General features: G+C 67.9%; 17 protein-coding genes and 6 tRNA genes. 17 read left to right on the top strand and 6 right to left on the bottom strand.

Features of this window, described 5'->3' with window-relative positions; all coding sequences use genetic code 11:
• Nucleotides 1-70: 70 nt before the first annotated feature.
• The 8 genes from selD to ACJ8AT_RS32535 all read left to right on the top strand — a co-directional run bounded on the left by selD (nucleotide 71) and on the right by ACJ8AT_RS32535 (nucleotide 3,863).
• Nucleotides 71-1,126, top strand: a complete 1,056-nt coding sequence (gene selD / locus ACJ8AT_RS32570) for a selenide, water dikinase SelD (RefSeq protein ID WP_407741845.1) — start codon at nucleotides 71-73, stop codon at nucleotides 1,124-1,126.
• Nucleotides 1,127-1,180: 54 nt separating this feature from the next.
• Complete coding sequence (locus ACJ8AT_RS32565; protein ID WP_407741844.1) at nucleotides 1,181-2,008, top strand: N-acetylmuramoyl-L-alanine amidase; 828 nt, start codon at nucleotides 1,181-1,183, stop codon at nucleotides 2,006-2,008.
• Nucleotides 2,009-2,064: 56 nt separating this feature from the next.
• A complete protein-coding gene (gene rph / locus ACJ8AT_RS32560) occupies nucleotides 2,065-2,778 on the top strand; it encodes a ribonuclease PH (protein ID WP_407741843.1) in 714 nt (237 codons plus the stop codon).
• A complete protein-coding gene (locus ACJ8AT_RS32555) occupies nucleotides 2,775-3,371 on the top strand; it encodes an XTP/dITP diphosphatase (RefSeq protein WP_407741842.1) in 597 nt (198 codons plus the stop codon). Before rph ends, ACJ8AT_RS32555 begins: the two co-directional genes overlap by 4 nt.
• Before the next feature lie 60 nt (nucleotides 3,372-3,431).
• Nucleotides 3,432-3,505: transfer RNA gene (locus ACJ8AT_RS32550), tRNA-Pro, on the top strand.
• A 23-nt stretch (nucleotides 3,506-3,528) separates the two neighbouring features.
• A tRNA-Arg gene (locus ACJ8AT_RS32545) sits at nucleotides 3,529-3,605 on the top strand.
• A gap of 94 nt (nucleotides 3,606-3,699) precedes the next feature.
• A tRNA-His gene (locus tag ACJ8AT_RS32540) sits at nucleotides 3,700-3,773 on the top strand.
• Nucleotides 3,774-3,789: 16 nt separating this feature from the next.
• Nucleotides 3,790-3,863, top strand: a tRNA-Arg gene (locus ACJ8AT_RS32535).
• Nucleotides 3,864-3,927: 64 nt separating this feature from the next.
• On the opposite strand, the gene ACJ8AT_RS32530 is transcribed toward ACJ8AT_RS32535, so the two are convergent.
• From ACJ8AT_RS32530 to bet, 5 genes are all read right to left on the bottom strand, one after another.
• The gene (locus tag ACJ8AT_RS32530; RefSeq protein WP_407741841.1) at nucleotides 3,928-6,681 is read right to left on the bottom strand and encodes a beta-propeller fold lactonase family protein; all 2,754 of its coding nucleotides are present in this window, start codon (nucleotides 6,679-6,681) and stop codon (nucleotides 3,928-3,930) included.
• 126 nt (nucleotides 6,682-6,807) lie between these two features.
• Nucleotides 6,808-7,452 (bottom strand): hypothetical protein, encoded by a 645-nt coding sequence (locus ACJ8AT_RS32525; RefSeq protein WP_407741840.1) that lies wholly within the window; start codon nucleotides 7,450-7,452, stop codon nucleotides 6,808-6,810.
• A 52-nt stretch (nucleotides 7,453-7,504) separates the two neighbouring features.
• Nucleotides 7,505-8,482 carry a hypothetical protein gene (locus ACJ8AT_RS32520; RefSeq protein ID WP_407741839.1) on the bottom strand — a complete coding sequence of 326 codons (978 nt, stop codon included), beginning with the start codon at nucleotides 8,480-8,482 and terminating at the stop codon, nucleotides 7,505-7,507.
• Nucleotides 8,479-9,801, bottom strand: coding sequence for a radical SAM protein (locus ACJ8AT_RS32515; protein WP_407741838.1), 1,323 nt, complete (start codon nucleotides 9,799-9,801; stop codon nucleotides 8,479-8,481). The genes ACJ8AT_RS32520 and ACJ8AT_RS32515 overlap by 4 nt, the downstream gene beginning before the upstream one ends.
• A gap of 151 nt (nucleotides 9,802-9,952) precedes the next feature.
• The gene (gene bet / locus ACJ8AT_RS32510) at nucleotides 9,953-11,062 is read right to left on the bottom strand and encodes a phage recombination protein Bet (RefSeq protein ID WP_407741837.1); all 1,110 of its coding nucleotides are present in this window, start codon (nucleotides 11,060-11,062) and stop codon (nucleotides 9,953-9,955) included.
• Between the two features lie 305 nt (nucleotides 11,063-11,367).
• On the opposite strand from bet, the gene ACJ8AT_RS32505 reads away from it, so the two are divergent.
• The 7 genes from ACJ8AT_RS32505 to lon all read left to right on the top strand — a co-directional run bounded on the left by ACJ8AT_RS32505 (nucleotide 11,368) and on the right by lon (nucleotide 20,250).
• Nucleotides 11,368-11,440 (top strand) — tRNA-Lys (locus ACJ8AT_RS32505).
• A gap of 128 nt (nucleotides 11,441-11,568) precedes the next feature.
• A tRNA-Leu gene (locus ACJ8AT_RS32500) sits at nucleotides 11,569-11,650 on the top strand.
• A gap of 98 nt (nucleotides 11,651-11,748) precedes the next feature.
• Nucleotides 11,749-13,023: a trigger factor gene (gene tig, locus ACJ8AT_RS32495; RefSeq protein ID WP_407741836.1), complete on the top strand. Its 1,275-nt coding sequence runs from the start codon at nucleotides 11,749-11,751 to the stop codon at nucleotides 13,021-13,023.
• 35 nt (nucleotides 13,024-13,058) lie between these two features.
• Nucleotides 13,059-13,679 (top strand): ATP-dependent Clp endopeptidase proteolytic subunit ClpP, encoded by a 621-nt coding sequence (gene clpP / locus ACJ8AT_RS32490; RefSeq protein ID WP_407741835.1) that lies wholly within the window; start codon nucleotides 13,059-13,061, stop codon nucleotides 13,677-13,679.
• A 210-nt stretch (nucleotides 13,680-13,889) separates the two neighbouring features.
• Nucleotides 13,890-15,164 carry an ATP-dependent Clp protease ATP-binding subunit ClpX gene (gene clpX / locus ACJ8AT_RS32485; protein ID WP_407741834.1) on the top strand — a complete coding sequence of 425 codons (1,275 nt, stop codon included), beginning with the start codon at nucleotides 13,890-13,892 and terminating at the stop codon, nucleotides 15,162-15,164.
• Nucleotides 15,165-15,525: 361 nt separating this feature from the next.
• Nucleotides 15,526-17,595, top strand: coding sequence for a prolyl oligopeptidase family serine peptidase (locus ACJ8AT_RS32480; protein WP_407741833.1), 2,070 nt, complete (start codon nucleotides 15,526-15,528; stop codon nucleotides 17,593-17,595).
• Nucleotides 17,596-17,796: 201 nt separating this feature from the next.
• Nucleotides 17,797-20,250, top strand: a complete 2,454-nt coding sequence (gene lon / locus ACJ8AT_RS32475) for an endopeptidase La (RefSeq protein WP_407741832.1) — start codon at nucleotides 17,797-17,799, stop codon at nucleotides 20,248-20,250.
• Nucleotides 20,251-20,324: 74 nt separating this feature from the next.
• On the opposite strand, the gene ACJ8AT_RS32470 is transcribed toward lon, so the two are convergent.
• Nucleotides 20,325-21,407, bottom strand: coding sequence for an alpha/beta hydrolase (locus ACJ8AT_RS32470; protein WP_407741831.1), 1,083 nt, complete (start codon nucleotides 21,405-21,407; stop codon nucleotides 20,325-20,327).
• A gap of 175 nt (nucleotides 21,408-21,582) precedes the next feature.
• On the opposite strand from ACJ8AT_RS32470, the gene ACJ8AT_RS32465 reads away from it, so the two are divergent.
• On the top strand, nucleotides 21,583-23,247 hold the full coding sequence (locus tag ACJ8AT_RS32465; protein WP_407741846.1) for a peptide ABC transporter substrate-binding protein: 1,665 nt from the start codon (nucleotides 21,583-21,585) through the stop codon (nucleotides 23,245-23,247).
• Nucleotides 23,244-24,128: an ABC transporter permease subunit gene (locus tag ACJ8AT_RS32460; protein WP_407741830.1), complete on the top strand. Its 885-nt coding sequence runs from the start codon at nucleotides 23,244-23,246 to the stop codon at nucleotides 24,126-24,128. Before ACJ8AT_RS32465 ends, ACJ8AT_RS32460 begins: the two co-directional genes overlap by 4 nt.
• Nucleotides 24,129-24,141: the final 13 nt, after the last annotated feature.

Below are 24,141 nucleotides of genomic sequence, written 5' to 3'. Positions count from 1 at the left end.
GACGACGTGCTGACGGCCGAGGCGGTGGTGCAGCTCATCAAGCGCGAGTACGTGCAGCAGGGGTGATGCCATGGCGGACGAGCAGCACACGCACAAGCGCCTGACCGAACTGAGTCACTGCGCGGGCTGAGCCGCCAAGCTCCGGCCCGCGGATCTGGCGCAGGTCCTGCGCCGCTTGAAGACAGCGAAGGGGCCGCAGGCGTTGGTGGGGTTCGCCACCAACGATGACGCGGCCGTCTACCGTCTGACGCCCGGCCTGGCCGTGGTGGAGACGGTGGACTTCTTCCCGCCGGTGGTGGACGACCCGTTCCAGTTCGGGGCCATCGCCGCGGCGAACGCGCTCTCGGACATCTACGCGATGGGCGCCCGGCCCATCTTCGCGCTGAACCTGGTGGGCTTCCCCAAGGAGCTGCCGCTCGGCATCCTCTCGAGGATCCTCGCGGGCGGGCAGTCGAAGGCGGACGAGGCGGGCATCCCCATCCTCGGCGGCCACAGCGTGCAGGACCCCGAGCCCAAGTACGGCATGGCCGTCACCGGCCTGGTGCACCCGAAGAAGGTGCTCACCAACGCGGGCGCGAAGCCGGGGGACGTGCTCATCCTCACCAAGCCGCTGGGCTCGGGCATCGCCACCACCGCCATCAAGCGGGGCGTGGCCTCCAAGGCGCTGACGAAGCGCGTGGTGGCCGTCATGTCCCAGCTCAACCGCTCCGCCGGAGAGGTGTTCGCCTCGGGGAAGTTCAAGGTGAACGCGCTCACGGACGTGACGGGCTTTGGCCTGCTGGGGCACCTGCTGGAGATGATGAACGGGGCGAAGGCGCGGGCGCTGCTGGCGCTGGAGCGCGTCCCCATCATCCAGGAGGTGCCGGCGCTGGCGGGGCAGGGCGTGGTGCCCGGTGGCACCAAGGCGAACCTGGCCCACGTGAGCAAGCGCGTGCGCTTCCCGGAGGGGCTCCCCGAGGACATTCAGTGGGTGCTCGCGGACGCGCAGACCAATGGGGGCCTGCTGGCCTCCGTGCCGGCTCGAGACGCGCGCAAGGCGCTCACCGCCCTGGAGAAGGCGCGAGTGGAGGCCGCCCTCATCGGCGAGGTGGCGCGCGGGCGGCCCGGCATCGATGTCGTGGGCTGAAGGGCAGGGTGGGATTCACCCGCGAGCCCAGGCTTCGATAGCATCGCGGACGGCATGACGCTCCGCACCATTATCCCTCTCGTGCTGCTGTTGCTGGCCACCTCGTCCCGCGCCGAGCGGATTCCCCGTATCGTCATTGATCCGGGGCACGGCGGCTCTCAGGAGGGAGCGAAGGGGCCCGGCACCCTGGTGGAGAAGGAGGTCGTCCTTCAGATCGCCCGGAAGCTGCGCGACCGGCTGGAGAAGGAGGCGGGGGTGCAGGTGTTCCTCACCCGAGAGAAGGACGGGACGCTGCCCCTGCCCCAGCGCGTGGACTTCGCCAACGGCAAGCGGCCGGACCTCTTCCTCTCCATCCACGCCAACTCCATGCCCACCAAGAAGCTGCGCGAGCGCACCGAGGGCATCGAGACGTACTTCCTCTCGGCGACGGCCTCGGGCGCGGGGGCGCGAGCCACGGCGGACCGCGAGAACGCCGAGGCCTCCTCGGGCCAGGCCGTGCAGAACGACTCCACGCTGAGCTTCATCCTCAATGATCTGGCGCGCATGGAGGCGCACGCGGACTCGTCGCGCCTGGCCTATTCTGTCCACCAGAAGCTCGTCTCCGCCACGGGGGCTCAGGACCGAGGCGTGCAGCAGGCGCCCTTCTTCGTCCTCACGGGCGTGGAGTCCCCGGCGATCCTCATCGAGGTGGGCTACATCTCCCACCCCCAGGAGGGCAACCAGCTCGGGCGCGCCGAGTACCAGGACAAGCTCATCTCCGCCATCACCGAGGGGGTGAAGGACTTCCTGGGAGAGATTCGCAAGCGGGACGCCCATCCAGGGGGCCAGCCGCCCGCCGGGGCGGAAGAGGCCCCAGCGGTGGCCGCCCCCGCATCTCCTTGAGCCGGGACCGGCGGGCTCTGCTAGACAGCGACTCTCTCTCAACCGAGGAGCTGCCCGTGCGGTCCTTCCAACGCGGTGTGCTGGAACTTCGCCCTGTCACCCTGACTCCGGGGGTGAACCGTCACGCCGAGGGCTCCACGCAAGTGGAGTTCGGCTACACCCGCGTCCTCGTCACCTGCTCGGTGGAGGAGCGGGTGCCTCCGCACCTGATGGGCAAGGGCACCGGCTGGGTGACGGCCGAGTACGGGATGCTCCCGCGCTCCACGCACACGCGCTCGCAGCGCGAGGCGGCCAAGGGCAAGCAGACCGGCCGCACCATGGAGATCCAGCGCCTCATCGGCCGCTCCATGCGCGCGGCGGTGGATCTGGCGGCGCTGGGGCCTCGCACGCTGACGATCGACTGTGACGTCACCCAGGCGGATGGGGGCACGCGGACGGCCTCCATCACGGGCGCCTACGTGGCGCTGGTGCTGGCGCTGCGCAACCTGCAGAGCCGGGGGGTGATGTCGAAGATGCCCACCCTCACGCCGCTGGCGGCGGTGTCCGTGGGCGTGGTGAACGGCGAGGTGCGGGTGGACCTGGACTACGAGGAGGACTCCAGCGCGGACGTGGACCTGAACCTGGTGGCCACCGGGGACGGCCGCATCATCGAGGTGCAGGGCACCGCCGAGCACAAGCTCTTCGACCGGAAGCAACTGGACACGATGCTCGACAGCGGGCTGGCGGCCATTCAGCAGCTCACGGCGGCGCAGGCGAAGGTGCTCGGATGAAGCCGCGGTTGCTGTTCGCCACCACCAACGCGGGCAAGGTGAAGGAGCTGCGCGGGCTGCTGGGGGACGCGGTGGAGGTGGTGTCCCTCAAGGATCTTCCCCCCATCCCCGAGCCGGTGGAGGACGGGGCGACCTTCGAGGCCAACGCGGAGAAGAAGGCCCGAGCCTACGCCCAGGCCTCGGGGCTGGCGGCCCTGGCGGACGACTCGGGGCTCTGCGTGGATGCGCTGGGCGGCCGGCCAGGCGTGCACTCGGCGCGCTACGCGGAGGGCGACGATCGGGCCAGGTACCTGAAGCTGCTCGGAGAGCTGGAGGGCGTGCCGGAGGAGCGGCGCACGGCCTCGTTCCAGTGTGCCCTGTGCCTGGCGCTGCCGGGGGGGAAGAGCTGGCTCGAGGTGGGGCGCTGCGAGGGGCGCATCCTCACGGGGCCTCGGGGCTCGCACGGCTTCGGGTACGATCCGGTCTTCTTCATCCCCGCGCTGGGCAAGACGATGGCGGAGCTGACGGCGGAGGAGAAGTCGGGGGTGTCCCACCGGGGGCAGGCGTTCCGGAAGATGCGGCCGGCGCTGCTGGGGCTCCAGACAGGTGGGTGACAGTCAGTCAGGTTCACCTTGCGCGTCCGTGCGCGATGCTTCAAGAATGTCCGTCTTGATCGGGGCGTAGCGCAGCCTGGTAGCGCACCTGCCTTGGGCGCAGGGGGTCGGAGGTTCAAATCCTCTCGCCCCGACATAGCAGTAAGAGACGGTACGGGCTCCAGTAGCTCAGCTGGATAGAGCACCGGCCTTCTAAGCCGGGGGTCGCAGGTTCGAGTCCTGCCTGGGGCGCCAACCGTCCCTGGATCATTTGGGCCTTGTCATGGCCCCGGCTTCCACGATAGGGAAGCCGCCCGTTTCACCTTGCTGTACGGCTGTACGCAGAACGGCGGCCATAGCTCAACTGGTTAGAGCGCTGGACTGTGACTCCAGAGGTTACGGGTTCGACCCCCGTTGGCCGCCCACCTTTCTCCCCCAAGCGCTCATAGCTCAACTGGATAGAGCATTGGCCTTCGAAGCCAAGGGTTGGGGGTTCAAGTCCCTCTGAGCGCGCTCCCTCAAGAGGCTGGAATCCCTGGGAAAGCTCCCCGGTGGCTCCAGCCTCTTCGCTTGTGAGCTAGCGCTCCTGATCGTCCTGGTCGAACACGCCATCCTCGTTCTGGTCCATGCCGAGGCGCCACTCGGTGCCCTTGGCCACCACGGTCCAGGTCAGCTCATTGCCGGGGCTGGCGCGCAGGAGCAGATCCGCCGTGCTCAGGCGCTCGGAGGCGCGGTCGGACTGGAACTCCCCGCCGCCCAGATAGGCGTAGCCGCGCATGTGGCGTCCCTGCCGCCCCTTCACCACCAGACCCACCTTGTTGGTGTCCGCCATGGCCAGGAAGCGATCCAGCAGGGCTTTCTGCTCGTCGCTAGGGGTGGAGCTCAGCGTCACCTGCTTGCCCACCGCCGCGTGCGTGTCCTGGCTGAGGGGGCCCGGGGCGTTGAAGATGTTCGTCACCGAGCCTGCCGGCAGATCCGAGCCGGAGAACGACAGCAGGAAGGCCACCAGATCCGCGATCTCCTGATCATCGGCCGGGTGGAAGGCGGGGTTGGTGAGGAAGCGCTCGATCGAGTCGACGCTCCCGTCGTGGATGAAGCCAAAGCCCGCGAGGCTCGTCGGCTGGGTGATGTCCGCGCCCACCTTCTTGTAGAGGTTGCGCAGCTGGGGAATCTTGATCACCACGTTCGTGGTCTGGTCCGTGGTGACGAGGCCCACGTGGTTCTCGCCATGAGGGCCTCGGGGCAGGGGCACGAACCGGGCCAGGCCCACGTCCCACGTCATGTCCGTGCCCAGGCCGGTGGGCAGCGTGTGGCAGCTGGAGCAGGCCACGCCCGGGACCACCGCGTTGGACACGATGCCAATGGTGCCGAACAGCTTCAGGCCATGCTGGGCGTTGCCGTTAGGCATCGGCTGGCCCTCGGGGGCGAAGCGGCCGGGGGTGAAGTGGCCCGGCAGCGGCACATTCGTGGACAGCGAGTTGTCCAGGTTGCGGAACGGGTTGGGCGGGAAGGTGAGCGTCGCCAGGAAGTCCTTGAACTGCTGCATCTCCACTGCGGTGAGCAGGGTGTCATTGCCCTGGAGTGACTCGAAGGCGGGGTTGAAGTCCTCCAGCCCGTTGCGGTCCCCGCGCCAGTGCAGCGCCTCCTTGCCGATGATGTCCTGGAGCGTCTGGGTCGTCATGGGCCCCTTCATGGGGTGGACGGGCACGAAGCCGGAGAGCAGGGGAGGAATGCCCATGCCCTTGTTCTGGCCGTCCTGGGGCGCCATCTGGCCAGTGGGGTCGCCGAGATCCCACGCCAGCCGGTCCATGCGTCCATCCACGTGGCACGAGGCGCAGGAGATGTGGCCCAGGCCCGAGTTCTTGTGCGTGTCGTACAGGTGCTTGCGGCCCACCTTGATGACGGCGGGGGTGGGATCGAAGTACGCCACGCGGTGCTTCTCCTCGTAGCGGTGCTTCTCCGGGTGGGCGTCCAGTTCCACCACGGAGATGCTGGCGGCGAAGCGGTTGAGGACGTAGAGCTGGCCGCGGTCCTCATCGAGCACCAGGCCCGTGGGGCCCTCGCCCACGTCGAGCTGAGCCTCACGCTCGCCGTTGGCCTTCATCACCACCACGTTGTTGGAGCCCATGCCCGCCACGTACGCGTACTGGCCGGAGTGATCCCACACGATGGCGCGCGGATCGCCGATGGACTTCTTGCGCTCGGCCGGAGGAACGGTGGGCGTGGTGTACGTCAGGTGCGGGTTGAGATCCCACCGGGCCTTCTGGGAAGGATCGTTCAGGCTCACCTCCGCCATGACCACGCGCAGGAAGCGGCCATTGAGGTTGGGCTCGAAGCGCACCTCGTTGGTGGCGTCGGTGCCCACCACGGTGATGCCTCCGCCGGGGCGCACCGCGAGCGCCATGTTGATGTTCATCAGCCCCGTCGCATAGGTGACGGCCAGCGTGGCGGTGTCGATGATGGCCAGATCGCGGTCCGGCAGATCCCACCCCACGAGATGATGGGAGGCCGAGGCGTTCGGGCCGCTCACCCAGTCCGTCCAGTCATGGGCATTGTCATCCATCCAGCGGTTGAGCTCGTTCTTCTTCACGATGAGGCTCGTGCCCGGAGGCGCCGTGAGCAGCGGGTTGATGCGAGGCTCGAACGAGTTGCCCTTGTTGGGCGGCGGGTTGATGCCACCGTAGGGGCCCGTCGGATTGCTCACGACGTTGGGAGGAAAGAGACCGCTGAAGGTGCTCCCGCCCCCGAGGACGGTGCTGCCGTTACCCGACTCGAAGATGGCGGCGTAGACCTTGAGGTGATCCGGGCTGACCGCGAGGGCGCGCGGGCGCTCGCCGAGCACGGGCACGCGCTGAGGCGGGGCCAGGCGATGGTCGGGATCCACCACCAGCACGGTGTTGCTCTGCGAGCAGGAGATGAAGGCTCGCTGCTGCGCGCCAGCGAAGACGACATCCGCGGGCTCATCGTCCGTGGGCACGGTGGCCACCACGTTGAGGGTGTCGAGGTTCACGATGCTCACGGTGTCGGAGAGCTGGTTGACGACCCAGGCCTCCATACTGTTGGGGCGAGCGCGCACGGACACGGGCTCCAGCCCCACGGGGATGGAGGCCACCAGCCGCGGCTCATGGCCATTACCGGTCAGCTCGAAGACCATGAGCTGGCTGGCCGCGGTGTTGACGGCCAGCAGCCTCTCGCCGTCCGGCGTCATGTCCAGCGGGTGAACGTGGGGGCTCTCCCAGTTCACGAACGAGCCCGCGGCGTGAGCTGCCTTGGAGACGAACAGGCACGACAACAAGCCCCAAAGAAACATGCCTCGACGGATGAAAGTCATTGCTCCCCCCTGAGTCACTGGATGGAGCAGACTCTAACGATCCCTCCCGCGGACCTCTGTGATTGGCTTCACAGGCGAGGTGTGACGACTGTCACAACCGGGCTTCACCCAGTGATGACAGATACATCAGGTGCCGGGTGGCTTGCGTGGCAGGTCCGTGCCGAACACCGCCTGCAGCAGGTCCACCAGCCCCGGCCAGGCCTCGGCCGACAGCCACAAGCCTTCCGCCGTGTGCTCGGCCGACAGCGCGAGCGACGAGGACTCGAAGAGCCGCGCGGAGATGGCGCCTTCCTTTGGGAGCTTTCCCTCCACCGCCAGCACCTGGCCGTCCCAGCGCAGGCCCGGGGGCAACAGCTTCTCCGCCAAGGCGCGCACCGCCGCCTGTCCTGCTCCCGCGCGCAGCACGCCCATGAGCAGCGCGGACGCTCCCGGGGATTCCTCCAGCTCCACCTTGCCGGGGGTGCGAAGCCACAGCTTGTAGCGCCCGCCCGCCAGCTCCACCCGCTCCAGCGTGGCCTCCACCCGGAGCTTCCAGCCGTCCACGGCGAGCCGCACGTCGTACACCGCCGGCCCGGATTCCCAGGAGCGCAGCTCCAGCTTCTTCGCGCGGCTCAGCATCTGCCGCACGAGTGCCTCCACCCGCGAGTGGGACAGCCGCACCCGCTTGCGCGCCACGTCCACCGCCACGTCCCCGGACAGCGCCGACGGCAGTTCCTTCACCCAGTCCAGCGCGCCTTCCAGAATCTTCGTCGCGAGCGATTGCCCGGCCATCCTGCATCCTCCGGGGCGGAGTGTATCAAGGATGCCCAGGCGGGCGACCGTCTCACCCGAGCAGGCAGGTCACCGCGCTCCAGCGCGCCTCGGGCGGCCCGAACACCGAGCCGGGTACCGCCAGCCAGCCGCGCGAGAGCAGCTCCTCGAAGCCGAGCGCGCACGTGGTGAAGTACCCGGTTCGCGGGATGTCGAAAGGCAACGGCCCCAGCGCCTCACGGACTCGGCCCCACTGCTCCTCGAAGCGCGCCTGCACGCGGGCGGGCAGATCGGCATGGCGCTCCAGAAGGAAGCAGGCCTGACGAACGGCCGTGGGCTCCAGCCCTGGCAGCTCACCGGCTTCGACGCTGGGGCCGAGCACGCCGGGAACCAGGGCGAAGCCGGCCAGATCCGGGGTGAGGTGGCCCTTGGCCAGCGAGTGCACCAGCAAGGCCTGGCCCGTTCGCAGCAGGCGCTCCGTCGCCGCGCTGAATCGGGGCGCGAACGTGTACACGGCGTCGAGCACCACGAGCCGTCGCGGATCCGCTCCGAGCCAGGCTTCCAGCTCCCGCACCTCCGCGTCCGAGAGGAAGCGGCCCAGGGGCACGAGCGGCTCGGGGAGCAGCAGCACCTCCGGCGAGGCGCTAGGGGCCAGCTTCGGCAACGCTGGCGCCGGACAGGTGGGAAACGGGTGCACGGGCAGCCCCGCGCCCGCCGCGAGCGAGTGGTACACGGGATAGACATCCGAGGGCGCGTGCAACACCCGGCCCTCGCGAGCGAAGTGCAGGAACAGGGCTCGCAGCAGATCCCTCACCCCGCGCCCGAGCAGGATCCGCGTCTCCGTCCCGAGCCCCGAGCTGGGCAATCCAAAAGCCTCGCGCCAGGCGCGCTGGAGCTCCAGGGCCTCGCGCACGGGCAGTTGCGCTGGCAGCGCCGGGGCGAGCGCGGACAGGGCCTTGGGGGGATTCATGCAGTCGAGCCGGACCAGCCGCGAGCCCCGCTCGCTCGCCAGCAGTTCCCGGCAGAAGCGCTTGTAGGCGTCGAAGTTCATGCCAGCTCCAGGCGGCTGTGACGATCCTCGAGCGACGCATAGCACGCGCCGTCGGCGAGCACGTTCCAGCTCCGCGCCAGGCCGTGGGTCCGCTCCCAGAAGAGGCTCGGCTCGGTGTAGGCGGCCACTCGCATTCGCCGTCCCCGCACCTCTCCCGCGTACACGGGCGAGCCCCACGGCAGCTCGGCCACGCGGGTCCACCCCTGCGCCTGGAGCCAGTCCGTGGCGAGCGCCAGGGGCACCTGATGCTCCCGGCTCCAGAGGTTGGAGGGGCGCGAGTGGTACACCGACTCCTCCGAGGTGGAGACGTAGAGCTCCTTCCACGTCACCTCCTCCACGCCCTGCGCCGCGGCCCATTCGAGGTAGGCCGCGAAGGACTGCTCGGAGTCGAGCCCTCCGCGCTGGAGCACGGCGATCAACCGGGGGCTCAGGGTGCGGAAGTGCCCGGCCCGGAAGCTCTCGAGGACCCGCTCGGTGCCCGTGTCCAGCTTCATGAGGGCTGCGTTCCGCGACGGCTCGGGGTAGTGCCGGGACAGGGAGAGCACCGTCAGTCCGGCCTCCTCGAGCCGTTCCAGGGCGCTGTGCCGGGCCGCGCTGTCCAGACGGGAGAGGAAGACTCCATTCGAGATGAGGACGACCTTGCGCGGGAAGCGCGTGGCGCACGCGCGCACCAGCTCGATCAGGCGTGGGAGGGGGAGCAGTCCGGGCTCGCCCCCGCCGGTGATGACGGCGCGCTCAGCCCCTTGGGCGAGCGCCTGATCCAGCAGGGATTCGATGAGTTCCGGGGAGAGTGTGGCTTGGGCCTGATCGGCCGAGATGGAAGCCTCGGAGAAGCAGAACAGGCAGTCGGCCTGGCAGCCCCGCGCGATGGGGAGGAAGGAGATGGAGCGGGGACGCAGCGCTTCGTAGGGCTTCAGCGATGGGTGCAGGACCCGGAGCGAGCGCGCATAGGTTGTCTCCAGATCCCAGCGGGTGAGGGAGCCATCCGGCTCCAGGGCATGCACCGCGGTGAGCCGGATCGAAGCCTGAGAGATGAAGCGGCCCAGGCCCGTGCGCTCGTTGGGCAGCAGCTGCTCGGAGGGCACGTGGGTCTCGAGCACGATGAGCCGATCTCCCGGGAGCGCCAACCGCTCCAGCAGGCGGCTGGCCTTGCGCACGCCGACGTCGAGCTCCTCCCGCCGCAGCAGGAAGAAGCGGTCGGGGAAGGTGCTCTCGGGGATCTGGGCCTTCGAGTACCGAAGCGAGTACTTGTCGAAGGCCCGAGCGAGGTTCGAGAGGACGGTGACGTGGAAGAGGGGCTCCCCCATGGCTTCAAGCATGGCCCGCGAGGCATATCCCTGCCAACTACCTGTCAGGTCAGGGGCATCGAGACGGATGGACACTTCGCACGGTGGCTGTGCCAACAAAAACGCCGTGCCAGGGCTGCCCGGCACGGCGTTCATGTTCTCATCGCATCGTCGTGCCTGAGGCTCAGGCCTCGACGGACGCTTCCTTCTTACCGGAGCTCGTCGGCACCCGGCAGCGCAGCTCCGTCTCGGCCTCCAGCGCCGCGAGGTTCTCCCGCATCGCCTTGGCCCACTTCGCCTTGGGCTGCTCCATCAGCTTCTCGTGCGCCAGGTCGATGGTCTCGCTCAGCTCATCATCACTGAGCTCGGAGGCCGTCTTCCCCTTGTACGGGCCGAAGGCCACCACCGTCCCCGAGTTCTTCGGACGCGGCAGCTCGACTGGCGCCGCCGCCTGCTCCTCGCGGGGAGCGGGCACAGGCGTGGGAGCCGCCACGGGCGCCCCTGTCTGCGCGTCGATCGTGAGCTGCGCGGATCCATTGCCCGCCTTCTCAGCCTTCTCCTCCTTCGCCGTGCTGGGCAGGGGAGGGAAGGACGCTTTCACGGGCCCCACCTTCGCGCCGAGCACCTCGTAGGCCCCGTTGCTCGGGACCGCCGTGTGCTCCTCGAGGGCCGCTGGCGCCTCGTACTCCTCGGCCGGCATCTCCTCGCGCACGTACAGGCCGCCGAAGGCCTCCGGGTACGCCTTGCGCAACGCCGCCACGCGCGCGCACTTCTCGATCATCGTCGTGGGAATTTTGGCCCACAGCGGCGTCTGCTGGACGTACCCCGAGAAGTCCAGCCACACCACCACCGGCAGCTTGCCCTCGCGCACCACCCGCGCCCAGGCGCCCACCAGCGCGCCCTTGCGCTTGGCCGGGTTGAAGCGGTGCACCACCTCGCCCTTGCCTTGGTCCACGATGATCTCGTCCTCGGCGTACACCGCGCTGGCCTGGATGCCCTTGAAGTCCGGGAAGCGCTCGGCTCGCGCCAGCATCCCCGCCTCCGAGGGCTGGAACTCGTAGCGCGTCGTCCAGTTCGGCCGCTCCCGGCTGCCGGTGTTCTGCCTGCGGCCCACGCAGAACGCCTCCTTCAACAGCGGATCCAACCCCGAGCGCTTGCACTGCTCGATGAAGAGCGCGAACTCGTCCTCGCCAATGCCCTTGGGGCAGATGGTCCGCCGGATGAGCTCCACGCGCTCGCGGCTCCACGGCGACTGGGCCGCTGCCGTCTCCACCTTGTTCTGTCCTTCCGTCACTGTGCTTCTCCGTTCGAAAAGGCGGACGACCTCCGTCCGCCTGCCTGGCGTGCTGCTGTAGGACCTCGTCTTGAGGTTGCTCCCCCTGATCCCCGGATCAGAGGCAGCAGGGGGAGTAACAGAAGATGTGATCCGCGGCTTCTCCGGCCCAAGAACGGCTCGACACCCGGCCGGACAGCGGGCGGACGGTCAGGATCTGGGGAATTGGGGAGGGGGGCGAAAAACGTTTTGACAGGGCGGTCGGGCTTCTGTAGACAGCGCCGCCACTGGGCGGTGCCACACAGCGCCGCTCAGCGCGCCAAGCCGGGAGCGTAGCTCAATTGGCAGAGCAATGGACTCTTAATCCATAGGTTGTGGGTTCGATTCCCTCCGCTCTCACAAGTCGGGGCTCCTTCAGAAATGAGGGAGCCCCGACGTCTTTTCGGGGTCCGCGCTTCGTGCATCCGGGCGGAGTCCGGGGCTGAACACCCCGGGCGTTTCGGAGTAGAACGTTGAGCAGCGCCGCTGGGCGGGTGGCGAAACTGGTAGACGCGCCAGACTTAGGATCTGGTACCGCAAGGTGTGAGGGTTCGAGTCCCTCCTCGCCCATTTCGCGTTGACCCGTCCGTGCGTATCCCCTAAAGGCGCACCTCCCATACTCCCTACTCATTCGGCGCCGCGCGCTCCGCGTGGCGAGCGAGGCGTTCATGAAGGTCCAGGTCGAGGAGCTGTCTCCGGTCGAGAAGAAGCTCTCCATCGAGGTTGACAGCGTGCGCGTGGCGGACGAGCTGACGCGCGCCTACACGGCGATTGGCAAGCAGGTCCGCCTGCCCGGCTTCCGCCAGGGCAAGGTCCCCCGCCGCATCCTCGAGCAGCGGTTCCGCCAGCAGGTGGAGGATGACGTCATCCAGCGCGTGGTGCAGTCCGCCTACGTGGAGGCCGTCACCCAGCACAACGTGGAGCCGGTGAGCCAGCCCCAGGTCACCAACTCGGGCCTCAAGCCCGGCGCCCCCTTCACCTTCGAGGCCCGCGTCGAGGTCAAGCCCAAGGTCGAGGCCAAGGACTACAAGGAGCTGCCGCTCAAGAAGACCGAGACGGCGGTGACGGACGACCAGGTCAACGAGCAGCTCGAGAAGATGCGCCAGTCCGCCAGCCGCCTGGAGCCCGTGACGGACCGGGACGTGGCGCGCTCCGGTGACTTCGCCACCGTGGACTACGAGGCCACCATCGACGGCAAGCCCTTCACCGGCGACAAGGCCGAAGGGGTCACCGCGGAGATCACCCCCGGCGAGCTGGTGGAGTCCAACATCGCCGCCCTCGAGGGCGTGAAGGTGGGCGACACCAAGGAGATCGACTACGCCTTCCCCCAGGACTACCGGGTGGAGGAGGTGAAGGGGAAGACGGCCCACTTCAAGCTCCACCTCAAGGGCCTGAAGACGAAGATCGTCCCCGAGCTCAACGACGACTTCGCCAAGGAGGCCGGCGCCGAGAACGCGGAGGATCTGCGCAAGAAGGTGCGCGCCAACCTGGAGGCCACCCAGAAGTCCAAGGCCGAGACCGAGGAGCGCGAGGCGCTCATCAAGGCCCTGGTCGAGCGCAACCCCTTCGAGGTGCCCAAGGCCATGGTGGAGCGCGCCATCGACTCCATGCTGGAGGGCGCGCTGCGTCAGATGCAGCGCTCCGGGCTGGATGTGCGCAACCTGGGCCTGGACTTCATGCGCCTGCGCGACGAGATGCGCGAGCGCGCCGTCCAGGAGGTGAAGGGCACGCTGCTGTTCGAGGCCATCGCCGAGAAGGAAGCCATCCAGGCGGGCGACGCGGACATCGACAAGAAGATCGAAGAGCTGGCGGCCGAGTCCGGGCAGCCGGTGGCCAACATCCGCAAGTACTTCACCCGCCCGGATGACCGCCTGGGGTTGAGCCTGCGACTGCGGGAAGAAAAGACCATTGAATTCCTGAAGGCTCAGGCGAAGTATTCTTAGGCTCTTTCGCCGAGTTCTTCCGAGGTCGACCCGACATGCCCTTCATGCCCATTCCCTACGTCATCGAGCAGACCCACCGGGGTGAGCGCTCGTACGACATCTACAGCCGGCTCCTGAAGGACCGCATCGTCATGCTCGGAACCGAGATCGACGATGACGTGTCCAACGCCATCGTCGCCCAGCTCCTCTTCCTGGAGTCCGAGGACCCGGACAAGGACATCAACCTCTACGTCAACTCGCCCGGCGGCTCGGTCACCGCCGGCCTGGCCATCTACGACACCATGCAGTACGTGAAGTGTCCGGTGTCCACCATCTGCGTGGGCCAGGCGGCCTCCATGGGGGCCGTGCTCCTGCTCGCCGGCGCCAAGGGCAAGCGCTACGCCCTGCCGAGCGCCCGCATCATGATCCACCAGCCGCTCGGCGGGGTGCGTGGCCAGGCGACGGACATCGAGATCCAGGCCAAGGAAATCCTGCGGATGCGGGCCAAGCTGAACGATCTCATCGTCAAGCACACCGGCCAGCCGCTCGAGCGGGTGGAGAAGGACACCGACCGCGACTACTTCATGGGAGCGGCCGAGGCCAAGGCCTACGGCATCATCGACGAGCTCCAGAATCCCCGGAAGCCAGGGGGGGTGGGCAAGGACGAGAAGAAGTAGCCGCGCGCACCGTCGCGAGGCAGCCAGCCGGAGCCGTGGGAATGGGATCCCGCGCCTCCGGCTTTCTGTTTCCTGCGATCCGGCGAAAGTCCTGTTAACTAGCTCCCAGGTGCGTGGACGTTCCGGCGCGGGGCTGACTAGATTGAGCCGGAGCCAGGGGTACGGACGGTTTTTGGAAGCTTTCTTCCAGAGAGGCGCAGCGAGGGCAACATGGCGGGAAAGAACGTGGAGAAGCGAGACAACCAGACCCTCTGCTGCTCCTTCTGCGGCAAGTCCCAGAAGGAAGTGAAGAAGCTCATCGCGGGCCCGACGGTCTACATCTGCGACGAGTGCATTGGCCTGTGCAACGACATCATCGCGGAGGAGATCGACCGCGAGGAGACCAAGGACACCAAGCTCCGCATTCCCCGGCCCAGCGAGATCAAGACCATCCTGGACGAGTACGTGGTCGGCCAGGACCGGGCCAAGCGGGTGCTCTCGGTGGCGGTGCACAACCACTACAAGCGCATCGAGTCCAAGGTCCAGATGGACGACGTGGAGCTGCAGAAGAGCAACATCCTGCTGCTGGGCCCCACCGGTAGCGGCAAGACGCTGCTGGCGCAGACGCTGGCGCGCATCCTCAACGTCCCCTTCACCATCGCGGACGCCACGTGCCTCACCGAGGCCGGCTACGTGGGCGAGGACGTGGAGAACATCATCGTCAACCTGCTCCAGGCGGCCGACCACGACATCGAGCGGGCCCAGCGCGGCATCGTCTACATCGACGAGATCGACAAGATCGCCCGCAAGTCGGAGAACCCCTCCATCACCCGCGACGTGTCGGGCGAGGGCGTGCAGCAGGCCCTGCTGAAGATCATCGAGGGCACCATCGCCAACGTGCCCCCCAAGGGCGGCCGCAAGCACCCGCAGCAGGAGTTCCTGCAGGTGGACACGACGAACATCCTGTTCATCTGCGGCGGCGCGTTCGGCGGGCTGGAGCAGATCATCGAGCGGCGCCTGGGCGGGCGCAGCCTGGGCTTCGGCGCGGAGATCCAGTCCAAGAAGCAGCGCAACCTCACCGAGCTGCTCAAGCACGTGGAGCCGGAGGATCTGCTGCGCTTCGGGATGATTCCGGAGTTCATCGGCCGCCTGCCCATCATCACCGCGCTGGAGGAGCTGGACGAGCCCGCGCTGGTGAACATCCTCAGCCAGCCGAAGAACGCGCTCACCAAGCAGTACCGCAAGCTCTTTGACTTGGACGGGGTGACGCTCAAGTTCACGGACGGGGCGCTCAAGGCCATCGCCACCGAGGCCATCCGCCGCAAGGCCGGAGCCCGCGGCCTGCGCTCCATCCTGGAGAGCGCCATGCTCGAGGTGATGTACGAGCTGCCCTCCCGCAAGACGGCTCGCGAGGTGCTCATCTCCGAGGAGGTCATCCTCAAGAAGAGCGAGCCCGTGGTGCTCTACGCCCACGACAAGGACGAGCCCAAGAAGGAGTCCGCGTAGACCCGCGGGCTTTTCCTGGGCATGACGGGGCGCGTCAGGGGCCGTGAGAGCGGCTCCAGCGCGCCCCGCGCACGTTGAGGGCCCAGGTCCATTCCACCTCAGGGGTACGCGCTCTCGCTCACTGTCCCTCTGGCCGTGCAGGCCTTCTTCGAGCCCCGCACTTTTTGTGGGATGGGAGCGGACCTTCCTGTATCTCGTTGCGGCGATGAAGAGATTGCTGCTCCCCGCCTGGGTGTTGCTCGCCGCGTGTGCCGGCTCGAAAGAGGCAACGCGCGAGCAGTCCTCTCCGTCCATTGTCCCTGCCGTCCCCGCCGTCACGCCGGCCGTGGCGGCCACCTCTCCTCAAGGAGCGCAACAACGTATGAGCTACCCGGCGACGCGCTCGGAGCCCATCTCGGACACCCTGCACGGGGTTCCGGTGGCCGATCCGTACCGCTGGCTCGAGGACGAGAAGTCCCCCGAGGTCCAGGCGTGGATGAAGGCCCAGGACGCGCTCACCCGGGAGGCGCTGGCGAAGGTGCCGGGCCGGGACGCGCTCGCCCGCCGCTTCCGCGAGCTGTTCTACGTCGAGTCCATCTCCGCGCCCGCGCGCCGGGGCAACCGCTACTTCTACGCCCGCACGCACAAGGACAAGGAGAAGGCCATCATCTACTGGCGCGAGGGCGAGAGCGGCGCCGAGAAGGTGCTGCTCGATCCGAACGCCTGGAGCCAGGATGGCAGCGTGTCGCTCGGCGTCTGGGTGCCCTCGTGGGATGGGCACAAGGTGGCCTTCGCCCAGAAGCCCAACGCCGCGGACGAGGCCGTGCTCCACGTGCTGGACGTGGACAGCGGCCAGTGGTCCCAGGTGGACGTCATCCCGGGCGCCAAGTACGCGAGCCCCAAGTGGACCCCGGACGGCAAGGCCTTCTATTACGAGTGGCTCCCGGTGGATCCGTCCATCCCCGTGGACCAGCGGCCGGGCTACACGGAGCTGCGCTACCACGCGCTGGGCACGGACCCGAAGACGGACACGCAGGTGCACGCGCGCACGGGCGATCCGACGACGTTCCTCTCGGGCGAGCTCAGCCGTGACGGGAAGTACCTCTTCGTCTTCATCGTCCGCGGCTGGAGCGAGAACGACATCTACTGGAAGCGGGTGGGGGAGAAGGACTTCCGCCTGCTGGTGAAGGGCGAGGGCGCCAAGTACTCCATCGAAGCCTGGAAGGATCAGCTCTACGTCCTCACCGATGAGGGCGCGCCCCGCCAGCGCATCTTCCGCGTCTCGCCCGCGAAGCCCGAGCGGGCGGCCTGGCAGGAGCTCATCCCCGAGGATCCCGTGGCCTCGTTGGAGAGCGCCCACGTCGTCGGCGGGCACCTGGCGCTGGAGTACCTGAGGGATGCCGCCAGCGAGCTGCGCCTCACGACGCTCGAGGGCAAGCCGGTGCGCACCGTGGCGCTGCCAGCCGTGGGCGCGGCCACCAACCTGGTGGGCCTGGAGGATCAGGACGAGGCCTTCTTCGTCTTCAGCTCCTTCACCGTGCCCCGGCAGGTCTACAAGACGTCCGTCTCCTCCGGGAAGGTGGAGCTGTGGGCGAAGGTGGAGCTGCCGGTGGACACCGAGCGCTACACGGTGCAGCAGGTCTTCTACCCGTCGAAGGACGGCACGAAGATCCCCCTGTTCCTCGTCTACCGGAAGGACCTGAAGCGGGATGGCGAGCGGCCCACGCTGCTGTACGGGTACGGCGGCTTCAACGTGAGCATGCAGCCGGCCTTCCGCTCCAGCATCTTCCCGTGGCTGGACGCCGGGGGGGTGTTCGCCGTCGCCAACCTGCGCGGCGGAGGGGAGTACGGCAAGGCGTGGCACGAGGCCGGACGCCTCCACCACAAGCAGAACGTGTTCGACGACTTCCACGCCGCCGCCGAGTACCTGGTGCGCGAGCAGTACACGCGGCCGGGCAGGCTGGCCATCCACGGCGGCAGCAACGGGGGCTTGCTCGTGGGCGCGGCGATGACGCAGCGGCCGGAGCTCTATGGTGCGGTGGTGTGCGCGGTGCCCTTGCTGGACATGGTGCGCTACCACCAGTTCGGCAGCGGCCGCACGTGGGTGCCCGAGTACGGGTCGGCGGAAGACCCGGAGGACTTCAAGGTCCTCTATGCCTACTCGCCCTACCACGCCCTGAAGCCCGGGGTGCGCTACCCACCGCTGCTGATGATGTCGGCGGACCATGATGACCGGGTGGACCCCATGCACGCGCGCAAGTTCGTGGCGAGGCTGCAGAACCTGCCGGGGCAGACGGCGCCAGCGCTGCTGCGCATCGAGTCCAACGCGGGCCACGGGGGCGCCGACCAGGTGGCCAAGGCGATCGAGTCCAGCGCGGACCTGTACGCCTTTCTCTTCCAGACTTTTGGCATGACGGGGCCGGCCGGTGGAGTGACGGCCGAGGCCCAGTGAAGAAGCAGGCGGCCGCTCGTGGCTGGAAGGGTGTTCCCTTGAAGGCAGCTACCTGCTCCCCAACCTTTAAGCCGGGGAACGGCAGCAGGACTCACCGTGTTATAGAACCGTCTTCGTATCTCGTCCGTCTGCTTGGCAGGCGGGCTGGCAATTCACTAGGGACTTGCGACTCCGGTCGGCAAGCAGGCAGGTGGCGAGCAAATGTTCTTCGGACGTGACGACAAGAAGGATGAAAAGAAGCGTGGCTTGACGGTCCCGCTCCTGCCCCTTCGGGACATCATCGTGTTCCCGCACATGGTGGTGCCGCTGTTCGTCGGCCGGGAGAAGTCCATCGCGGCTCTCAAGGACGCGATGGCGCACAAGGGCCCTGATGACAAGGCCGTCATTCTCCTGGCCGCGCAGAAGAAGGCCAAGACGAACGACCCGACTCCCGACGACATCTTCCACTTCGGCACCATTGGCCACGTCATCCAGCTGCTGCCGCTGCCGGATGGCACGGTGAAGGTGCTGGTGGAGGGCGTGCGCCGGGCGAAGGTGAAGAAGTTCCAGCCCAACGACGCCTTCTTCATGGTGGAAGTGGAGGAGGTGGAGGAGCAGAGCGAGAAGAGCGTGGAGCTCGAGGCGCTGGTGCGCAGCGTGCACTCGGTCTTCGAGGCCTTCGTCAAGCTCAACAAGCGGATTCCACCCGAGATGCTCATGCAGGTGGCGAGCATCGATGACCCGGCGAGGCTGGCGGACACCATCGTGGCGCACCTGTCGCTGAAGCTGAACGACAAGCAGGCGCTGCTGGAGACGGAGAGCCCGGCCAAGCGGCTGGAGAAGCTCTACGAGCTGATGCAGGGCGAGATCGAGATCCTCCAGGTGGAGAAGAAGATCCGCACCCGCGTCAAGAAGCAGATGGAGAAGACCCAGAAGGAGTACTACCTGAATGAGCAGATGCAGGCCATTCAGAAGGAGCTGGGCGAGCGCGACGAGTTCAAGAACGAGATCCAGGAGATCGAGGAGAAGCTCAAGAACAAGCGGATGAGCAAGGAGGCCACGCTCAAGGTCAAGAAGGAGCTGAAGAAGCTCCGGATGATGAGCCCGATGAGCGCCGAGGCCACCGTCGTCCGCAACTACATCGACTGGATCATCAGCCTGCCCTGGTACGAGGAGACTCAGGATCGCCTGGACGTCACCGAGGCCGAGCGGGTGCTCAACGAGGACCACTACGGGCTGAAGAAGCCCAAGGAGCGCATCCTCGAGTACCTCGCCGTGCAGCAGCTGGTGAAGAAGCTCAAGGGCCCCGTGCTCTGCTTCGTGGGGCCTCCGGGCGTGGGCAAGACGTCGCTGGCCCGCTCGATTGCTCGGGCCACCGGCCGCAAGTTCGTGCGCCTGTCGCTGGGCGGCGTGCGTGACGAGGCGGAGATCCGCGGCCACCGGCGCACGTACATCGGCGCGATGCCGGGCAAGCTCATCCAGAGCCTGAAGAAGGCGGGCAGCAACAACCCCGTCTTCCTGCTGGACGAGATCGACAAGATGTCCACGGACTTCCGCGGCGACCCGAGCGCGGCGCTGCTGGAGGTGCTGGACCCCGAGCAGAACCACAACTTCAATGACCATTACCTGGACCTCGACTACGACTTGTCCAAGGTGATGTTCATCTGCACCGCGAACACGATGCACAACATCCCCGGTCCGCTGCAGGACCGCATGGAGGTGATTCGGATCGCGGGCTACACCGAGCCGGAGAAGCTCAGCATCGCGCGGCGCTACCTGATCCCCAAGGAGCAGGAGGCCAACGGGCTGACCGAGCTGAAGGTGGACTTCTCCAGCGACGCGCTGCGGACCATCATCCACCGGTACACGCGCGAGTCCGGCGTGCGCTCGCTGGAGCGTGAGATCGGTGGCGTGTTCCGGAAGATCGCGCGCTACATCCTGAAGAACGGCAAGCGCGACATCAACGTGGACCGCAAGCAGGCGATGAAGTTCCTGGGCACGCCGCGCTACCGCTACGGAGTGGCCGAGAGCGAGGACCAGGTGGGCATCGTCACCGGCTTGGCGTGGACGGAGATGGGAGGAGAGATCCTCACCACCGAGGCCACGGTGATGCCGGGCAAGGGCAAGCTCATCATCACCGGCAAGCTGGGCGAGGTGATGCAGGAGTCCGCGCAGGCGGCCATGTCCTACGTGCGCTCGCGCGCCGACCGGTTCGGAATCGATCGGAAGGTGTTCGAGAACTACGACATCCACGTCCACCTGCCCGAGGGCGCCATCCCGAAGGATGGCCCGTCCGCCGGTGTCACCATGTGCACCGCGCTGGTGTCCGCGCTCACCAAGGTTCCGGTGCGCAGGGACGTGGCGATGACGGGCGAGATCACCCTCCGTGGGCGCGTGCTGCCCATCGGCGGACTGAAGGAGAAGACCCTGGCGGCGCACCGCGCCGGCATCAAGACGGTCCTCATCCCGAAGGCGAACAAGAAGGATCTCAAGGACATCCCCAAGAAGATCCGTTCGCAGCTGCGCATCATCCCCGTGGAGTTCGTGGACGACGTGCTCCGCGTGGCGCTGGTGCTGGAGAAGCCCGAGGAGTTCGGCCGCGGCAAGGCCACGAGCGATGGGCTGAAGACGGGCCTCCCTGAGACCCAGCCGGTCCCCGCGGGCGCTCCGGTTTAAGCGGCTCGGGAGAGTGGGTGGAGTGAGGGGCTCGGGATCGCGAGGCGGTTCCGAGCCCTTCGCCTTTTCAGGCCTCAGCGCGGGGTGGAGGCGCTCTGCCAGGGGAAGAGGAACTGCAGGGGCAGGTGCACTCGCGCCGCCCAGGAGGCCTCGGTGTGCCGGCCGCCCTCGTCCTCGAAGTAGAAGAGGTTCTTGCCGTGCACGTAGCCGCGCTCCTCCAGCGCCTGGCGCATGCGCCGGGTGGGCGTGATGGGATCGCGGTTCGTGCCCGCGTCGAGGTAGCACTTCGCCGGGAGCTGCTCGCGAGTCGTCCGCACCTCGTTGACCAGGTCCAGCCCGTTCCAGCCGAACGCGCTGGAGAGGCAGGCCACCTTCGAGAAGGCCTCCGGGTGGCGCATCCCCAGGTAGAAGGAGATGAGGCCGCCGAGCGACGAGCCCATCAGCGCGGTGTCCTCGGGCCCGGTCAGCGTGCGGTAGCGGGCATCCACCCAGGGCTTGACCGTGTCGACGAGGAAGCGGCCGTAGAGGTCCGCTCCGCCGCCCCGGTCCGAGGCAGGACCCGGGGTGTACTCGTAGGCGCGAGAGGAGCCCGTGTTGGCGACCCCGACGACGATGAGCTCGTCCATGAGCCCTTGCGCGGCGAGCGCGCGGCTCGTCTGGTCCACGCGCCAGGCCACGCCGGTGAACGAGGTGGAGTCCTCGAAGACGTTCTGCCCGTCGTGCATGTAGAGCACGGGGTAGCGCTTGAGGGGGTTCTCCGAGTAGCTCGCCGGCAGGGAGATGATGAGCGAGCGCCGGTTGCCCAGCTGCGGCGAGTGGAAGTCATGCTCCTTGTGGAGCGTGCCGTCCTGGGCGCCGAAGAAGGGGAAGATGTCCACCGTGGAGCCTGCCTCGACGCGGTAGTTGCCGCCCACGGACCAGCTCTCGTCATCGAGCAGGGGCTTGAACTCCAGCACGCCCGAGGTCTCCGGCCAGACATAGGTCCAGATGTGGCCCTGGCTCCAGGTGGCCTCCTGGCCGGTGCTCCAGGACAGAGGGAGTTCGCTGCCGCGCAGGGTGATGCGGCGGCCCTTGTCCGCGTCGTAGTGGACTCGGATGACCGTGCCTTGCTCCTGCTCCTGTTGCCTCTTGGACTTGGATGACGTGTCGCGGCTCAACGTGCACCACCCTCACTCAGATGCGGCTGGACGTGCCAGGCTTCCGGCCTGCCGAGCGTCCCAGCCGTGCGTATCGAGATAAGAGGCTGACGGCTCGTTGTCAGCGTTCTTTTTACAGTCTGTCGCGGTAGAACTCGCGTTGGTGGCTTTTCGTCCTCGACTCGTGCTGGCGCTCATGGGGCTGTGGCTCGCCACGGCCTGCGGGCCTTGTGGCTTCCAGCCCGACCCCGGCATCAAGGTCATCGTCCCCGCGATGCCCACCACGCTGGACTGGAGCTACTCGGACCCCACCAGTTGGGTGAACTACCCGGTCATGCTCGCCACCCAGAAGGGGCTGACCACGCTCGGGGCGGACAACTCCGTGCAGCCGGGCCTCGCCGAGCGCTGGGAGCGGGAGCGCGATGCCCAGGGGCACGAGGTCTACACCTTTCATCTGCGCCCGGAGGTGAAGTGGTCGGACGGTGTGACTTCGCTTGTGGCTCAGGACTTCGTCTTCGGCTGGCGCCGCGCGATGCAGGGCCGCGAGCGCGGGGAGATGGCGGAGATTCTGGGGGCTCGGGAGGCGGTGGACTTGCAGGAGCACGGGGCCCCCGCCGAGCAGGTCCAGGCGGCGCTCGAGCACGTCGGTGTGGAGGCCTTGGATCCGCACACCCTGCGGGTGACGCTGGAGCGGCCTCGCAACTACTTCCTGTCCCGCCTGGCCAATGTGTACCTGTTCTTTCCCGCGCCTTCCGCGGACCTCGCGGGCAAGTCCGATGAGGAGGTCCGTGACTACTTCGATCGGCCTCGCGATGGCCGGCCGTTGGCGCTCGGGCCATACCGGGTAGAGCGCTGGGATCGGGCCGGCGAGCGCGTGCGGCTGGTGCACAATCCGGCCTCGGCGTTCCAGCCGCCGCTGGGGCCCGGGGAGCACCCGGCTCCCGTGGTGACGCTGATGAAGTCGGAGATCGGCTCGGCGCTCTACGAGCGGGGCCGGGTGGACTTCGTCTTCATCGACAGCGCGCTGGCGCTGCGGGGGCGGCGGCCGGAGGACCTCCATGACGAGCCGCTGCTCTCGACCTACTTCCTCGCCTTCAACACCGAGCGCCCGCCGCTGAACCGGCCCGAGGTCCGGCGGGCCATTGCTCGGGCGCTGGACCGGGATGCGCTGCTGGCCGGCCTGTTGCCCGCCGCTCGGACCACGAACGTGTATCTGCCGCCGGACCTGCCAGGAGCCGCGACTCCCGAGGAGGCCGCGCGTCTGCCGCACTTTGATCGGGAGCAGGCCCGGGCGGAGCTGCGCGGAGTTCCGGGCCTGGATCGTCCGCTGCGCCTCGTCGTCAAGGCGGGGGACTCCTTCGTGCCGGAGACGGCCATCGCCGAGCGCATCGCCGCGCAGCTCGCCGCGGTAGGTATCACGGTGACGCTCGATGCCCGGTCCGACTTCTCGTCGGAGGTGGCTCGGCGCACGCCGGAGGGACCTCGTGCGTATGACCTGTACCTGCGCCGGGTGGGGGCCGACTATGCCCACCCGAACACCTTCTTCACGCTCTTCGAGCGCGAGGGGAACCATCAGACCGGCTGGGAGACGCAGGCTGGGGGTGAGCCGATGGCGCGCTTCGAGAGGCTCCTCGAGGAGGCGGACGGCGAGGTTGATGCGGAGCGGGCTCGCACGTTGTACGCGCAGGCTCAGCAGGTGCTGTTGGGCGAGCAGGCCGTCATCGTCCCGCTGTACCACCCGGACCGGTACTACCGCTCGCGGCCCCGGCTGCGCGGCCTGGACGTGGACCCGTTCAACTTCCTGTCCCTGAAGTCCCTGCGGCTCGTGTCCGAGGCAGGGGAGGGGAGGGCCCAGCGATGAGGCAACTCCTCGTCCGGCTCGGTCGGCAGCTCGTGCTCGTTCCGATTGTGGCGCTGGCCTCGTACTTCCTCATGGCCAGCCTGCCGCTCACCACCGAGTACGACAGCAAGCGCCAGGTGTCTCCGGAGCTGGCCGCTTCCTACCGGCGGGACCTGGGCGTGGGCCAGCCTCTGGGCTTTCTGCGACCGTGGCAGAAGCTCTTCCGAGGCGAGCGGCTGGGCACGAGCGCCCAGGGCGTCACGGGCGACGAGCTGCTCCTCAAGCTCTCCGGAAGCGTGGGAGTGGGGCTGGTGGCGCTGGCGCTGGCGCTCGTCTGGGCGCTGGGCTTCGCGCTGCTGAAGAACCGTTGGAGGAAGGGCCGCCTCGCGGTGCTGGGAGATGCTGTGCCAGCGATGGCCTTCGGAACTCCCGTGTTCATCCCCGCGCTCTTACTGGCTCCCGCCGTGGTCGAGCGCGGACACATGCTCCCGGAGCTGACCGCCGCGCTCGTCATCTCCGTGTGGCCGGGCATCTTCCTGGGCACGCTGCTCGGCGATGCGCTGGAGACCGAGCTGGCGCGGGATTACGTGCGCACCGCCGCCAGCAAAGGCCTGCCTCCGAGCGTGGTGATGCGCCGCCACGTGCTGCCCAACGTGCTGCCCGCGCTGCTGGATGCGATTGGCCCCGTGGCCACCGCGCTGCTCGCGGGCTCGTTCGCCGCCGAGCGCGTCTTCGGCCTGCCGTACTTCGGCCAGCTCTACGTGCTCGCGGTGCTCCAGAAGCAGGTGGCGGTCGTCGTGGTGGCCACCACCGTGTTTGCCTCTGTGCTCGTCAGCGTGGGGCTGGTGGTCGAGATCGTCCGGCTCCTCGTGGATCCGCGCGCCCGGGAGTCCCGGACATGAAGGCGCCTGCCGA

It is taken from the genome of Hyalangium sp. (genome assembly GCF_045802625.1).
Taxonomy (GTDB): Bacteria; Myxococcota; Myxococcia; order Myxococcales; family Myxococcaceae; genus Hyalangium.
Note: the sequence above shows the minus strand (reverse complement) of the source record. Positions and strands in the feature narration are given on the sequence as shown.

Excerpts from the sequence above, each read along its gene's own strand:
- tig (WP_407741836.1), top strand. The coding sequence starts at position 11,749 with ATGAAGGTCCAGGTCGAGGAGCTGTCTCCGGTCGAGAAGAAGCTCTCC.
- ACJ8AT_RS32525 (WP_407741840.1), bottom strand. The coding sequence starts at position 7,452 with ATGGCCGGGCAATCGCTCGCGACGAAGATTCTGGAAGGCGCGCTGGAC.
- ACJ8AT_RS32465 (WP_407741846.1), top strand. The coding sequence starts at position 21,583 with ATGGGGCTGTGGCTCGCCACGGCCTGCGGGCCTTGTGGCTTCCAGCCC.
- ACJ8AT_RS32565 (WP_407741844.1), top strand. The coding sequence starts at position 1,181 with ATGACGCTCCGCACCATTATCCCTCTCGTGCTGCTGTTGCTGGCCACC.
- ACJ8AT_RS32555 (WP_407741842.1), top strand. The coding sequence starts at position 2,775 with ATGAAGCCGCGGTTGCTGTTCGCCACCACCAACGCGGGCAAGGTGAAG.
- lon (WP_407741832.1), top strand. The coding sequence starts at position 17,797 with ATGTTCTTCGGACGTGACGACAAGAAGGATGAAAAGAAGCGTGGCTTG.
- ACJ8AT_RS32520 (WP_407741839.1), bottom strand. The coding sequence starts at position 8,482 with ATGAACTTCGACGCCTACAAGCGCTTCTGCCGGGAACTGCTGGCGAGC.
- ACJ8AT_RS32480 (WP_407741833.1), top strand. The coding sequence starts at position 15,526 with ATGAGCTACCCGGCGACGCGCTCGGAGCCCATCTCGGACACCCTGCAC.
- ACJ8AT_RS32460 (WP_407741830.1), top strand. The coding sequence starts at position 23,244 with ATGAGGCAACTCCTCGTCCGGCTCGGTCGGCAGCTCGTGCTCGTTCCG.
- clpP (WP_407741835.1), top strand. The coding sequence starts at position 13,059 with ATGCCCTTCATGCCCATTCCCTACGTCATCGAGCAGACCCACCGGGGT.
- ACJ8AT_RS32515 (WP_407741838.1), bottom strand. The coding sequence starts at position 9,801 with ATGCTTGAAGCCATGGGGGAGCCCCTCTTCCACGTCACCGTCCTCTCG.
- ACJ8AT_RS32530 (WP_407741841.1), bottom strand. The coding sequence starts at position 6,681 with ATGACTTTCATCCGTCGAGGCATGTTTCTTTGGGGCTTGTTGTCGTGC.
- clpX (WP_407741834.1), top strand. The coding sequence starts at position 13,890 with ATGGCGGGAAAGAACGTGGAGAAGCGAGACAACCAGACCCTCTGCTGC.